Origin of the sequence: Clostridium mucosae, assembly GCF_024622765.1 — a bacterium.
Taxonomy (GTDB): Bacteria; Bacillota; Clostridia; order Clostridiales; family Clostridiaceae; genus Clostridium.
Genome location: NZ_JANKAF010000025.1, coordinates 1 through 14,396, shown reverse-complemented (window position 1 = coordinate 14,396; position 14,396 = coordinate 1). Strand labels below are relative to the sequence as shown.

Annotated in this window: 18 protein-coding genes; all 18 read right to left on the bottom strand. The window is 28.4% G+C overall.

Annotated elements, in window-relative coordinates; genetic code table 11:
* Window position 1: 1 nt before the first annotated feature.
* The 18 genes from NSA50_RS17865 to NSA50_RS17780 all read right to left on the bottom strand — a co-directional run bounded on the left by NSA50_RS17865 (window position 2) and on the right by NSA50_RS17780 (window position 14,238).
* The gene (locus NSA50_RS17865) at window positions 2-415 is read right to left on the bottom strand and encodes a DUF6751 family protein (RefSeq protein WP_257447370.1); all 414 of its coding nucleotides are present in this window, start codon (window positions 413-415) and stop codon (window positions 2-4) included.
* Between the two features lies 1 nt (window position 416).
* Window positions 417-692 (bottom strand): hypothetical protein, encoded by a 276-nt coding sequence (locus NSA50_RS17860; RefSeq protein WP_306813979.1) that lies wholly within the window; start codon window positions 690-692, stop codon window positions 417-419.
* Between the two features lie 46 nt (window positions 693-738).
* Window positions 739-1,767, bottom strand: coding sequence for a major capsid protein (locus tag NSA50_RS17855; RefSeq protein WP_257447364.1), 1,029 nt, complete (start codon window positions 1,765-1,767; stop codon window positions 739-741).
* A gap of 14 nt (window positions 1,768-1,781) precedes the next feature.
* The gene (locus NSA50_RS17850; RefSeq protein WP_257447362.1) at window positions 1,782-2,144 is read right to left on the bottom strand and encodes a hypothetical protein; all 363 of its coding nucleotides are present in this window, start codon (window positions 2,142-2,144) and stop codon (window positions 1,782-1,784) included.
* Window positions 2,145-2,157: 13 nt separating this feature from the next.
* Window positions 2,158-2,796, bottom strand: coding sequence for a DUF4355 domain-containing protein (locus NSA50_RS17845; protein ID WP_257447359.1), 639 nt, complete (start codon window positions 2,794-2,796; stop codon window positions 2,158-2,160).
* Window positions 2,797-2,885: 89 nt separating this feature from the next.
* Window positions 2,886-3,443, bottom strand: coding sequence for an NUMOD4 motif-containing HNH endonuclease (locus NSA50_RS17840; RefSeq protein ID WP_257447356.1), 558 nt, complete (start codon window positions 3,441-3,443; stop codon window positions 2,886-2,888).
* 170 nt (window positions 3,444-3,613) lie between these two features.
* Window positions 3,614-4,060: a DUF2691 family protein gene (locus NSA50_RS17835; RefSeq protein ID WP_257447353.1), complete on the bottom strand. Its 447-nt coding sequence runs from the start codon at window positions 4,058-4,060 to the stop codon at window positions 3,614-3,616.
* An 18-nt stretch (window positions 4,061-4,078) separates the two neighbouring features.
* On the bottom strand, window positions 4,079-5,209 hold the full coding sequence (locus NSA50_RS17830) for a dockerin type I domain-containing protein (RefSeq protein ID WP_257447350.1): 1,131 nt from the start codon (window positions 5,207-5,209) through the stop codon (window positions 4,079-4,081).
* Window positions 5,210-5,424: 215 nt separating this feature from the next.
* On the bottom strand, window positions 5,425-6,150 hold the full coding sequence (locus NSA50_RS17825) for a minor capsid protein (RefSeq protein WP_257447348.1): 726 nt from the start codon (window positions 6,148-6,150) through the stop codon (window positions 5,425-5,427).
* Complete coding sequence (locus NSA50_RS17820) at window positions 6,137-7,438, bottom strand: phage portal protein (protein WP_374940981.1); 1,302 nt, start codon at window positions 7,436-7,438, stop codon at window positions 6,137-6,139. Before NSA50_RS17820 ends, NSA50_RS17825 begins: the two co-directional genes overlap by 14 nt.
* A gap of 54 nt (window positions 7,439-7,492) precedes the next feature.
* On the bottom strand, window positions 7,493-9,286 hold the full coding sequence (locus NSA50_RS17815) for a hypothetical protein (RefSeq protein ID WP_257447344.1): 1,794 nt from the start codon (window positions 9,284-9,286) through the stop codon (window positions 7,493-7,495).
* Between the two features lie 18 nt (window positions 9,287-9,304).
* Window positions 9,305-9,799 (bottom strand): hypothetical protein, encoded by a 495-nt coding sequence (locus NSA50_RS17810; protein WP_257447342.1) that lies wholly within the window; start codon window positions 9,797-9,799, stop codon window positions 9,305-9,307.
* A gap of 53 nt (window positions 9,800-9,852) precedes the next feature.
* Window positions 9,853-10,068, bottom strand: a complete 216-nt coding sequence (locus NSA50_RS17805) for a TFIIB-type zinc ribbon-containing protein (RefSeq protein WP_257447340.1) — start codon at window positions 10,066-10,068, stop codon at window positions 9,853-9,855.
* Between the two features lie 52 nt (window positions 10,069-10,120).
* Window positions 10,121-10,393 carry a hypothetical protein gene (locus NSA50_RS17800; RefSeq protein ID WP_257447338.1) on the bottom strand — a complete coding sequence of 91 codons (273 nt, stop codon included), beginning with the start codon at window positions 10,391-10,393 and terminating at the stop codon, window positions 10,121-10,123.
* A gap of 318 nt (window positions 10,394-10,711) precedes the next feature.
* On the bottom strand, window positions 10,712-11,125 hold the full coding sequence (locus NSA50_RS17795; RefSeq protein WP_257447336.1) for a helix-turn-helix domain-containing protein: 414 nt from the start codon (window positions 11,123-11,125) through the stop codon (window positions 10,712-10,714).
* 144 nt (window positions 11,126-11,269) lie between these two features.
* Window positions 11,270-11,707 (bottom strand): sigma-70 RNA polymerase sigma factor region 4 domain-containing protein, encoded by a 438-nt coding sequence (locus tag NSA50_RS17790; RefSeq protein ID WP_257447333.1) that lies wholly within the window; start codon window positions 11,705-11,707, stop codon window positions 11,270-11,272.
* A gap of 321 nt (window positions 11,708-12,028) precedes the next feature.
* Window positions 12,029-13,936, bottom strand: a complete 1,908-nt coding sequence (locus tag NSA50_RS17785) for a DNA primase family protein (protein WP_257447330.1) — start codon at window positions 13,934-13,936, stop codon at window positions 12,029-12,031.
* Between the two features lie 47 nt (window positions 13,937-13,983).
* Window positions 13,984-14,238 carry a hypothetical protein gene (locus NSA50_RS17780; protein ID WP_257447327.1) on the bottom strand — a complete coding sequence of 85 codons (255 nt, stop codon included), beginning with the start codon at window positions 14,236-14,238 and terminating at the stop codon, window positions 13,984-13,986.
* Between the last annotated feature and the right edge of the window lie 158 nt (window positions 14,239-14,396).

Below are 14,396 nucleotides of genomic sequence, written 5' to 3'. Positions count from 1 at the left end.
TCTATACACCTTCTATCTCAAAGTGATCCGATAATGAATTTACAGATTTTATATTTATAACATCATCAAACTCATTTTCTAAATCAGCAATTCTAAAAGGTTTTACTCCTGTTACCTCGAAATCAACTTCACCTTTAACTATCTTGTCACCATTACTATCAAAAGTGAAATATTTATGTCTTTCTTCATCAGATAATTTGTTAAATCTTTTAGGACTTACGTAATTATTTAACTTATCTATAAAAATAAGAGTACTATCAGCCAGTAGTAATCCCTTATCCGATACAGTACCATTCCTTTTACCTTGCCAATTAACGCCTTTTATTACTGTTCTCTGATATTTATCAACTCCGCTACTAGCATCCGTATATCTATTGTATATAGTTATATCTGCATTTTTAAATAAAACTGCCATACTACCACATCCTTACATATGGAGTTGGTAATAAAGCTTTCACATCAGAAGTTATCGCCCAAGCCTCCAAATTACTTTCAAATGATATAGATTGCTTCCCTTCACTCATAGACTTTACCCCTACTGGTTTAGTTGCATTTATTTTATTTGCATTTTCTATCAACTGATCTATAGCTAAACCATAATTCTTTTTTATATATTCGTCATTAAAACTTCTATTAAGGTAATTTCTAATGACTAGAATCGCCTTAGCTTCATTTTTCTCTTCTAAAGTCAAAATTACCACTCCTTATAAAAATAAGGAGGAAATTAATCCTCCTTTACTATGCTAATGTGATAGTTCCTATACCAATTTCATCAGCATAAGGACAAGAAGGTATCATTGTACCTGCCGCCTTAGTCCATTCACTTACTGGATCCACTTTCGTATATGTTCCTACAAAAATATTACCGACCATTTCAGCCGTTTTCATTTCTCCAGAACCAATAAGAGCAACTTCTTCAGCAGTTAATCCCCAAATAGATTCACCTAACGCACCATCATTAAACATTGAAATAGTGTTTTCTGGGAAATATCTCTTTGTTTCGTAACCTTTAGCACCTTCAACTCTATACTTTGCTTCATAAGTTGCTATAGATGGTAAATCTAAATCACTTAACAAAACATTTAATTCTGCTAAAGTAACAATCTTAGCTGAATTTACACCATGTATGGCTTCTCTAATAGATTGATTTTTACATAAAGCATTTTGAATTTTCTTAGAAGTTAACATTCTAGTAGGTCTAACTCCACTTTCACCTTCTACAGCTGCTGCTAAAGTTTCTAAATCATCTAAAGGTGTAGCCGTAGTAGCATTGCTCCAATTAAATGTTTTCTTATTTCCAGTAGGAACCTTATAGTCAATAGTTACCTTAACTCCATTTTCTTCAATTTTTATCTTTCCAGAACTTAAAAGTTCCATTCTCATAGCTTCAGCTCTTACTCTAACACCTTCAACCATTTTTTCAGAATCATTATATAATTGTTCAACAACCATTTGTAATTCTGCATCAGTTCTAGGATTATTAATTTTTATAATATCCTTCTCTGTTATAGGTATTTGCCTTTTTATTAAAGCCAAACCTTGAGCACCTTTTTGAATAGCTTCTCTAGATGCAATTTGTGTTTCGGTATCTAATGCATGTACACTAGCACTTACTGGTAGTCCACCTCTACCTAAGATCATGTCAAACTCAATATCTTGTATCTTTCTGTTAGGGAATAAAGATTCCCCTAACATCGGTGTTAATTGTCTATCCTTATAATAATTTATTAATTCTTGTGTATTAAATACTTCATCTAATCTTGGCATTTACAATCATCTCCCTATCTAAATTTTATATTTGGTATTTTGGCCTTAACAGCTGTTTTAGCAGCGGTTGAATATCCATCGAGAACTCTATCTTCTCTTAAATAACCTTCAACTATAATGCTACATGGCATGTCACCGTCAGTTACATCAACAGTTTTGTAAAGAACTCCAATTGGGGTTCCAGCAAAAGTATCTCCACTAGCTTTAACTACTACTCCAGTAGAATCTATAAATGAACCAGCTGGTACATACTTTCTTCCATGCTCATCAGCTGTAGTAACATTACTAGCTAATACAGTAGCTGTAAAAGTTACTAAATTTTTAGGAGATGCTAAAATCTCCATATCATTTGTATAATTTTCTGTTTTAAAATACATATTTCATTCCTCCCTACTCTTTAGGTGCCCATGGATTAGGGCCAATTGTTTTAGTTTTATTGCCTTTAGCAGCAATAGATGCTCCAATACTTAATGTATTTCCATCACTACCTGCCCCCGGTGTATAAGAATTAGATTTCATCTTTTCAGTAGCTATTGCTTCAAGACCTTTTGACCAATCATCAGCTATAGAATCTATAACTTCTTTAGTTTTATCAAAATCTTCACCTAAGCATTTTTCGACTACGCTTGCAGGTAATTTCTTATCTGAAGCATACTTTATAGCTTGAGTTAATAAGTCTTTTTTAGCATTAGCTTGCCTTTCTTTTTCTAGTTCTTTTTTTAACTCTAGTAATTCTTTTTGAGTTGGATCAGTAACTAAATCCGGATACTTATCCTTGATAAAAGGTTCAAGTTCCTTTTCTAAGTTATTCTCCTTCCAAGTTTTTAAAGCTTTACTATGATATTTATCATTTTCACTATCAATAAAAGCTTTGAAATCTTTATCTGATTTCATTTTTTCCTTAAAGGCCTCTAAGGTAAGTCCTGATGATACAATTTCCTCTTCAATATCTGATCCTAATAACAAAGAGTTTATATCTTCATCATCCTTTGCATTTTTAATTAATTCCAAAAGCTTATTTTTCTTCATTTAAATACCTCCATCCCTCAGACACTTAAAAGTCCCTAAGACATATTATTTAGTTTAGAGTCATTTCGGACAAAATAAAAAACGTAAGATTACTCCAACGTTTCTAAATACTTTTCAAAATACATCCATCTTAATTTAGTTCCATCTTTTAATTTTCCAGAAAAATTTCTTTGACCTCTACAAACCATACAAATAGATTTCTCGTTGTAACCATAATATATTGCAGCCGCCTTAATAGAATTAAACTCTTTCAAAGTTGATAAACAAATTACTTTTCTATAAGCTTTGTCGCCTAATGTAACTTTTCCTTTTAATGATTTACTCAACTTTATATTTCTATCTTTATAATTATTGTTATATTTGTAAGTACACCATTCTAAATTATTACAAATATTATTTAACGTATTTTTATCCTTATGATTTATTATTGGATAATTATTAGGGTTATCTATAAAAGCTATAGCAACTAATCTATGGACTTGACAATCTTTAACCAATCCATTCAAATGTAAGCAAACTCGCTTATACCCCTTAGAATCAATCCTTTGCTTAAGTTTAATATTACGTCTACAACTATAAACATCACCTTGATTGCTTACTTTATAATATCCTTCAAACCCTTCAATATCTTTCCAAATTATTTTCATAAATCACTATACCTCTTTAGCATATATCCTCCTTATTCCACAAACCTCTATGAGCCTTGTGACACAAATTTATTTATCTTAGCAATGTATTTATACCCCTTGTACACATAAAGCACACAAGACGATTTAAGAGCAAAATAAAAAGCCTTAGTTTTCTAAGACTTTTTGTTTTAAAATATACAAATTTTTTTTCTTAACGAATCCTCTTTTATAAACATTGGATTAAAATTACTACTCTTAAATTCTTTATAAAAATTACTTAACATGCTCTCATTTTTACAATATATTTCTCCATATTCTGAATCTATAATAATAATTAATATCTCAACATTACTCTGAAGAAAATCTTCATATGTTTGTATGTTTTCATATTTAACTTCATCACTAAATGCTCTAATTTCAGTATTAATTATATAATATTCATTTTTCATTATGATATCTTTAAATTCATATCCATTTAAATATTGATCTTGAAAAAGATTTTTATAATTTTCTATACAATATATATCATCTTCATTTATAAACCATTTATACGCTAAAACATTAATACTATTTAATACTTCATATAAATATTTCCCCTTTTTATTTGGAATATTAAACTTAATTCCTTTTATCATAGAAACCACTTCCTTTTGTTAATCAAACTCATTTATTGTCTTACTTCTCTTAGGATATCCACTTGACCAATCCCATGTATGATAATGAGGATTTGAGTGTAAATGTGGAGTTCCATGATCACTGAAATCCTCATCTACTCTTGCTTTTCCATCACTGCCGTAATGCCTACGTTGTACAACCTTACCATCTTTTACTCTCTCTTTAGTTGAATTAGGTTTATCTACAACTGGTAACTTACTTTCACCTACTTGCTTCTCTTCAGAAGCATTTTCAATCATCTCAAAAGTTTCACTCACTGCATACTCTATTCTATATGTAATTTGTGTTGATATGTTACCAAATAGTCTATTAAAGACATTTAGTATTTCAGTACCTTTTTCTTCAATAATACTCCAATTACTAGCAACTACAAATCCAACACCAATACTGATAACTATTGCTGCAACATCTCCAAAAGGTATTGGCCCATCTGCTAATGCTGCAGTAATACCAGCTCCTTCAGCTACTAATGCATATCTTAGTGATGCTGGTATCCCTAATAATATTAATTCATTATTAAGCTCACTCAAAGTTGATGTAAACCCTAAACTCATAGTATTATTATATAACATAAAATTATTCTTGCTAGTTATATCTAATTGATTAGCTTCTGTTTTTAATTGAACTTCTTGTTCTTCTGGAGTAGAGTTATAAAAACTTAAAAGTTTTTCATCACTATTTACAACATTTTTAAACTCTGGTCTTACCTCCTCATCTATTCTTGATTCTATTTCCTTTGCAGACACATACTCAATAGGATTTAATCTTGTTCCAAAAGCCTTTGCTAATATATCTAAATCAAATGTATCAACTATACCATCACTATTTATATCACACTTAGGATTCCAATTTGATGAATTAGGTGTGGTTCCTAATTTAAGAGATACTTCATTCCTATCTACATAATCTATAACAAAGTCGTTATTTATATCGCATCTAGGATTCCACTGAAATTCTCCTTCTACTTTATCTGAAGGAATCCCACCATTGGGACCTCCTTTAGATTTCGCCTGAATTTCCAAAGCTTGTACGCTCACAGTATTAATTATATTTGATAATAATAGCATAACTATTAAACTACAAATATACCCTTTATATTTTTTTGACATGTAAACATCCTCCTTAAAATATATATTCTTCATCAATATTATCATTTTTTTACAATTTTGTAAACATAAAGACACTTATTTGTAATAAAATATATTATCAAGTTTATTCCTACACTTATTTCGTATTTTTTATGATTAAACTAATATTATTTATAAATATAATTAATCTGTATTTTATATTTGAAATTTTAATTTAAAGAAACTTATCTAATTTCCTATTCTTTTATAGTATTAAATCCTCTACATAAAGGATGTATTATACCTGGTGCTTTGTCTAAATCAAATATTTTACCATGTAATTTTCTACACTCATCACAAATTCTATTATCTAGAGTTTCATTCCTTTTAACTTTTTTAACTCCAGTTTCTTTACAAAATCTTTTAAATGCTTCATCTTCACAACGACTTACTTCAGTTTCAACTAATCTTTTACTGTTATAAGCACTCGTATTGAATGTTTTTTCAATATCTTTTCTAATTTGATTTACATTTACTTTTCCTTTAAGGAAATTATTAATCTGCTTGTGTAAATGATTAGCAACTTCTTTTTCATTGTCCCAAACTCTCTTAGAAAAATGTTTTCCTTTAAAATTATCTTCTATAATCTTCTTTACATCTTTAAATCCTTTATTATAGTTATAAAAACTAAAAGTTTCTTTGACTACAGTTGATAAGAGCTCTTCAATTATTTTTTCTTGAGAAGCTGCTTCACCTTTTGCTATATCATTTACTAATTTAGACAACTTATTATATTCTTTCTCAATAGTTGCTCTATCCATAACCATAACATCATTAGCTATTGTATAAGTTAATAAAATATTAGCAACTTCTTGTAAAAGTACATCTCTGTTAAGTCTTTTATGTTTATATATCTTTTTTAATTGTTTTTCTGCTAATTTATAAAGACTTTCAATAAATAATTCTTCCTTAGTCATTTTCATCACCAAACTTATCTAAATCTATTGGAATTTCTTCTTGTTGCTCCTTCTTAACTTTTTCAACTTCAGCAACTTTATTATTTACAAAACTAAATAACCCTCTAGAAGTATCTTTAGATATAATACCCTCTGGAACTTGCGCTAACATTTGAGCGGTTGCTAAATCATCACTTGGAATATTAGGAGTATATAAAGCTTTAACGTCTTTATAGTCATACATTTTGTTTTTCTTCAAGTCTAGATAGATGAATAAAAACCTAATTCTATTTTTAACTATGTTTTTGTGAGCTTTTATTTGTAAGCTACATTTGTTTTCAAGAACTATTAATCTTGATCTCAAAGCTATTCCAGATAGATTACTTTGCATTTTCTCATTATGATTAATGTGGCAAGCTAGTTGATACATTGTATCTTCATATCTATTTAAAGTATTTTGAATAAATGTATCATTAATATTTTTTATCAACCAATTAGCATCAGCTTTATCTCCTGGTAGTTGCAAAATCCCTAATTTTTTCATTTGAGGAATATCTTCTTCATTAACTTCAGCGTTTTTAAATAATAAATAAGCATTTCTAAAGTCACTTATTTCATTTCCAATATCAGATAAATTAGTTTCAAAAGCATCTTGAAGTCCTTTCAAATCTTTATATAAGCTATCATCGTAGCCTTCTTCTGTTAACTCTCCTATAGAAACTGGAACTTCTCCAAATATATTGACACTCGGAGCTGATATTTCATTAAACTTATTGTCGAAGTGATATATTTTATCAGTAGTATAAACATCTATATAAGAAGTTGTTGTATCAAAGTCATTTTTAAAAGAATGAATAAAAAAAAGAACCTTCTTTGAAGATTCATCATAATACGCATATCCTTCCGTAGGTTTAATTATTTTACTACAAAAGTCAGCCTTATCATTAATGTAATAAAGCTCATAAACTTTCGTAAATATAAGTAAATACTTCATTAAATCAGTATCATGCAACTCATTCCAATGAGCTGTATAATACTCTATATCTTTAACTACATTTTCATTTTTTGTTCTAGATTCATAGGTTATTTCATTTCCTACAGTATAGGCAACTTCCTCTTTTATAAACTTTTTTATATAGTTTGTATTTATTTTAAGATTAGATCTTTCAGTTACAAATAAATATTTCCTTATTGCGTCAGTATCACCTTTATAGTATCTATACATTTTTTCATAGATATTCTTAAATGCATGATATGATCCATGAGCTTTTTTTACTAAATTTAAGTGTTCCGGATTATTAAGGTCTAATCCAATTTCTTTATTGAATAACTTTTTTATAATTTCATTTATTTTCAAAACTTACACCTCCTATAATCCAAGCTTTCTTCTATCTAATAATTTCACTTTTCTAACAACCTTAATTTCATCAATCTTTAACCAAAATTCAGCAGATACGTCAGCAGCATCATCATGCACTGTAAACTTCTGACCTGCAAATTCCATAAGCTGCTCTCTAAACTCTGTATCTTCTTCTGCAAAAATAAAAGTACCATTATTCACATATGGAACTATTGTTGAGATCTTATCATCTTTATTTCTTCTTTGCATTTCATTTATTATTTTTATATTTCTATATTTCAAAATAGGATGATCACTTATAGCTTTTTCAAGCTGATTTGCATCAGCTCCATTAAAAGTATTTTTTTCTATATTGACATGAGTAATATCTCCATATTCAAGTAAGTAATCAATCATCTTTTTAATGTACTTATCAAACTCTTTTCTAGCATTTATTTTTTCTAGCTTTGCTTTCCTAGCATATTTATTTGTATTACTACCTTCAGAACCAACTAAAAATGCACAATAGTCATTATTAGCTCCACCACTTGCAGCTGGATCCACACAAAGCATAGTTTTTATAAATTCATGAGTCTCTATAATTTTTCTAGGCTCAGTGTTAACTCTTTTAAAATATTTTTCTCCTATAGAATCTACATCGCCTTGCACCTCTTGTTTAAATGAATTAGGATTTTCGAAATAATCTAGTGCTAGTTCTAAACAATCCCAAAATTCACTCCACAAGGTAGGAAACTGCATTTCTTTTTCATGTTTATAATAAAATTCTTTAGCATCTTCAAGTCTATCCTCATTTTTAAAATCATGTAAAATCTCACTAAATTCTTTCCATGGTCCATGAGAAAAATAATAGTCTAATCCATTAACTTTTTCGCCTTTTTCATTTATAAAATCATCAATAAGTACACCTTTATATTTTTTAAATTTCCATGTAGCTGATTTAAGCAATCTAGAATAGAAACATTCTTTATGCTGCTGAGTTCCCCATGCTAGAAGAACTGTACCTTTTTTTATAATTTTACCATTACGTTTTACTGGCCTTTGCTTAGCAAACTTAACATCATCAGAATACTTTTTCCACTTTTTCAATCTCGCTTCTTCAGTTCTTACATCATCCTCCGATTGATAATCATCAAGAATAATTAAATCAGGTCTTACGTTTTTATATTTTCTACCTCTCATTGGTGAAGTAGACGATATTGCTTCTATAAATGTTTTATTTGTAAACTCTAATTGAGTTGCATTACAAATAAAATCTCTATTCTTATCATCAAGTAACTTACCAAAAGCTGACTCAATATGCTCATTCTCAATCATATTATCTTTAATATCTTTGATAAACTTTTCAGCAGTAGACCCTATGTCTGAGCATATCAATACATAAGTTTTATGTTTATAGGCTACTACCCAACATGAAGGGCCTAAAGTCCCAAATGCTGATTTACCAGTACCTCTTGAAACTACTCGACCTAATTGCTCTGGTCCAGTACCAATTACAGATTCTTGTATATCTCTCCACATTTCATGATGAACTTCAGCCATAGGAGCTGCTGCATTATCTTCTTTAGGTAAATATATATCTTGTAAAAAATACAAACAAAAAAACTCTAAACTTATTTGTCCTAATTGCCATGCCAATCCATGGTAACCAAACAAATTTTTAGAGTTTTCAATAATTCTTTTATCAGTTAATTCCTCAGCTTTATCCTCTGGAATTCCTAAATCAGTATAAGATTTTTTTAAGTAGTGATAAAGCAGCCATTTATTTCTAGCTTCATCACTCGGGAATTCAAATGGTATATTCATGCTTTATCACCTCTTTTTTTAATTATTACTTAAAAATAATGTCTTAATCCCTATGAAGAAATATTTTATAGCAGCTTCAACTCCCATTTCAACCATTTTCATTTCTACTAGTTTTATAAATCCTTCATTTAAGTTATTTGTAGATTCTTTCAGTTCTATCAATTCTTTTTCAATAATAGCCATATTAGCTTCTTTAACTTTATCATTTAAATAAACTGTTTCAATTAAAGACTTAATATTATCTAGCATTTCTTTTTGATCTCTGTTTACACTTTGCAAAAGAAAATTGGTAAACTTACTTAATTCTAGCATTTCTTCATTAATTTCTAATGATCTTATTTCTCGTTTTCTCTTTTCTTCTTTTTCCTTACTCATTTGATCAGCTATATCATTAACTTGTTTTTGAAACTCTTTCTGAGGTCCTAATAACTGCTCCATCTGCAACGATCTACTCGTTTCCATTGCACTTTTAATTAAATCTTGTGAAGGAAAATTAATATTATTGTTATCCATAAATTTCTCACCTCCCATAGAATAATAATTCTATAAAAGTAACATTATTCCTTCTAAATTTGTTCCATGGCACCATGAGAATTTCTTTTATATTTTCTAGCTTTCATAACTTCCCTAAGATCATCTGTTTCAGTTTCTTTAAGTACACTTTTACTTCCACAATGAGAGCATGATATATATTTACCAGCTTTCAAAGTACTATTTAGTTGTTCAGTTAATAAAATAACTTCCTTACCACACCTTTTACATTTAAAACTAGTATAATACAATCAAATCCCTCCCAAATAAAAAGAACCCTCTTTATTGAGAGTTCTACATTTACTATTTTTCTAATTCATTTGCTGATTCTAAATACCCCATTATCATACTAAAATCATTTTTCATAACACTCTGATTTTTTACTATTTCTAAAATCTTCTCACTCATTTTAGGATATTTATCTTTTAACTGAGATTCGCAGAATACACCTACTTTGCTCATCCAAGATATATAATCTGCTTCTTTTTCAGATACAATTCCCAATTCCACATAATTATATTCAGCAGTAAAATAATCTTTAAATTTATTACCATTATTAATTAACGTATCTAACATAACTATCACCTCCTTCAATAGAAATAATTCCACAAAATTTGGCAATATCCTCTATTTTTAATACCGATTTTTTAAAAATACCATAGAAATTGTGTGACTGGTCAGCGGGTCCAACTTACATTCTCATTTTAGAAGGTACCCCCACCTTTAGGAGAGTAATTTACCTATAGAGAATTATTTCGCTAAATCTTTATTTCACGAACCAACTTCAAGCTACCTATTCAAGCCATTTCTAAGATGTTAACTTTATGTTTTTAGTTTACTATTAATAAACTTTTACTAATAAAACTATTATTTCGCACGTACTAATACGAAATACTATTTAATAACAGTAAGCTTTTTTATTTCTTCCATTTCAGCCTTTAAGTCATTAACATCCTTATTCTTTTCTTTATCATCACTATTGTCTTCTTCCTTAGCAGTAGTAGGAACACCAAGGGATCTATCTAATAGGTACTTAATAGCATTGTATTTAACACGTTGGTCAGTACTTTCTCTTGCTAATTTTAACATTTCATCAGTTAAAGTATTAACTTGACCTGTTATCTTATCTTTTGCTGACTTTCTGAGGTGGTTTCTTCGTGTCTCTAGCTCAGCCTTAAACTCCGGTTTATCCATAAGTTTATATAACCACGAACGAGCAATATTTAATTCTTTAGCAATCTTAGTCTTTTCCTTACCTTCAAGTATCATTTCTATTATCCTACTCTGTAATTCTGATATCTCACCCATAGATAAACCTCCTTAAATGAAATAAGGACACCTTTTAATAGATGCCCTTCTCTTGATATTTTTCTATGATACTATTATATAGCATAAAAAATACCTAGTGTTAAAACCTTATTAATAAGTATTGAATTACTTCTGAATACTTTTTTAATTAATTATTAATAATGGAATTAATTTATTGATTAACTTATTTTTATAATCACATGATGTTTGCTCTGTGACATTTAAAATACTAGCTACATACTTATTAGACTTATTATTAAAATATCTCTCCTTAATTAATATCTGCTCATTCTCTGATAAGGAATCATATGCATCATTTATATTTTCAATTTCAATTTCCTTTAATCTGATTTTATTTTTTAATCTTTGTATATTTTCCGCTCTTTTAATAACTTCATTTTCTACTGAACTACTAAATGCATTAGTTGGTCCTGCTTTTTCTTCATATCCTATGGATCCTACGCCTCTATAATCATTCTCTATTATTTCTAAATCTCTTTTTAATTTTTTTATCTCTGCAATTGTATTTTTATAATTATAAAGCATATATTCTACACTTCTAAATTCATCATTTGTACTCATAAATTCCTCCTTAAGTATTGATATTACTGGTTTTACATATGGTAAAAGATAGGTAAGAGATAGTAAAAGATAAAATTAATCATCTTTTACCTACTCAAAGCATTGATTTTACTAACTTTATTGTAGGTTGATAGTTATTTTTTTGGTAAAAGATATATATATATTTCTTTATATATATAAATAACTTTTTTTGAAAAGTAGTAATTTTATAATAAAGAAATTAGAAGTATCTTTTACATCTTTTACCGACACCACCCAAACCGTTGCTATTACTGTGATTACATTGGTAAAAGATACTCTAAAAACATCTTTTACCATCCTTTACTCATCTTTTACTTTTGTAAATATTTGAATAGGTTTTTTATCAATTTTAACTTGCTTAGTTTTGTACCCATGCTTACAGATTTCTCTACTAAATGCTATGCGACTTAAATGCTTTAAACCATTCTCACTGCAATATGTTTGGTATTGGAGATAAACATCTTTACTTGATTCATTATCAATTTTTCCTTCTTCTAGGAAACCAATTATAGGGTTATTTCTCTTTTCATAATCTTCCCAAGTATCATCTACTGACTTAGGTGTTGTAAATGATCTATTATATAAAATTCTATTTAATCCTTCTAAAGATATCTTTAGTAAATATTCTAAAGCTTCATTAGTCATGAGCTTGTCTATAATAAATGGATCATAATCTTCATCTGATTTACTGAATTTTGCATTAAAAGGAATGAATATGATTCTTCTTTTAAGTCCATCGCTGAGATCATTAATTCTTGGTATTTCATTGCAGCTAAATATTAATTTACTATAGTTTTCAAAATCAAATGGATCCTTACCTTTTCTTTCAACGTTAACTGTTTCACCAGTAACTAATTTCTTAAAAGTGCTATTATCTTCAATGTAACCATTACTAATATCATCACCTATATTAGCTAGTTTTCCTTCTAATTGGAACGTACGGAAACGATCATTTAATTCATTGAGGGCCACACTTGATATATTTTCTTTTCCAATAAGTCTCTTTATTACATCTAGTAAAGTTGATTTACCATTTGCACCTGATCCAGTTAATATGAAACACTTACCTAATTCATTTCTTCTGAATAATGTATAACCAATCATTTCTTCTATAAGCATACGAAGTTGATTATCATTGCAGCATATTTTATTTAATGTTTTATCCATAACTTCTGAATAAGCTCCAGGATTATAATTAATAGAAATCTTATTTTTTATTTTGTAGTCAGGAGTAAACTCTAACAACTGATTAGTTTCTAAATTCAAAACTCCATTTTTTACGCTTATTAAAGTTGGTGTATCTAAAGAAGTTTCTTCTGCTTTTAATTCTAAATATCTCATTGTTTCTAATCTTGGAGTCCTTGTTGAATTAACAATGTATTGTAGCATAATTCTTTCTATTTCATCTGTACTACTTGTATAATAACCATTTTTATAGATGTGAAGGTTATCATTTATTTTTATAACATTATGCTCCCTAATTAAATAATTAGCTAATTTCTCATACTGTAATTTCCCTTTGATGTAAAATGATTCTTTAAGAAACGCTTTATCTCTTAAAATTACCTCTAGTTCTTTATCTGATACAGGATCCTTAATGATAAATTGATTAATAACTTTAATTACTGACCTTATTTCATCTTTTGTCATTGCCTGCTGTTGAAGAGTTAAAATATAAGAAAATAAAGTATCATTTCTTCCATCTCCTTCTTCAAGCTTGCTAAAATCAGTGTTAAATTTCTTACTTAAAGGAATCAACCATAGTGGAAGTTTATCAAGTGTATCAGTTGAATAAATGATTTTTCTTATTTTATTATTTAATTTTATTGGAGTAACTACATTCTGGTGTGGATATTTGGTTTCTGTCTTAATTCCCAAAGGTGTGAAATAATGTTGCTTATTAGATTTAATATTAGTATTAATAAAATGAAAATGCATACCTGAGTCAGTTTGTATAATTATGCAGTTAGTTTTGAGAGTTTCAATTATTGTTTTTACTTTTTTAGCCTTGTCCATATCGTCAATATCTACCATAATTGTACCTGGTTTAAGAGTTGCTCCATAGTCATTATGTTTAATTATTTCTTCATATGGTATTGAATTTTCTTCTGATACAGACTGAACATTTGGTTTTTTGGTACCAGTAATTAAAGGATAATAATGCTCAAATATTAAGTCATATATCTTTTTTTCATTAGTTTTTTTCATGATCTACCTCCTTATTCCTTAATTACTATTTTAACACTAATCAAGTATTAATTATATTTACTTCCAAATATGTTTCTACCATGTCTATACCCCGTACATTTTATTTCTTCATCTAACGCTTCCATGCACATTATATGTTCCTCGTGATCCTTTATAAACTTTTTGCCTTCTTCAGTTAACTTGTTATCACCTAAATGTTTCAACACTTCATAATCTCCTTTATCTTTTTTTATCCTATCTCTTAATGAATGCTTTAATATAAGAATGTTTTTATAACTTAAATTTAAATTGAATTTACTCAATTTTTATTTTCCTCCTTAGCTACCATACAAGCTACTTTCCAATATGCTTGAAGTAAATTAGTTTCTCCAGTTATATATGCTTTACCTCTATTTCTTAAAATAATATTATAAGTATCATAGTCTAATTCTATTAATGCTATTCTTCCTATACTATCCTC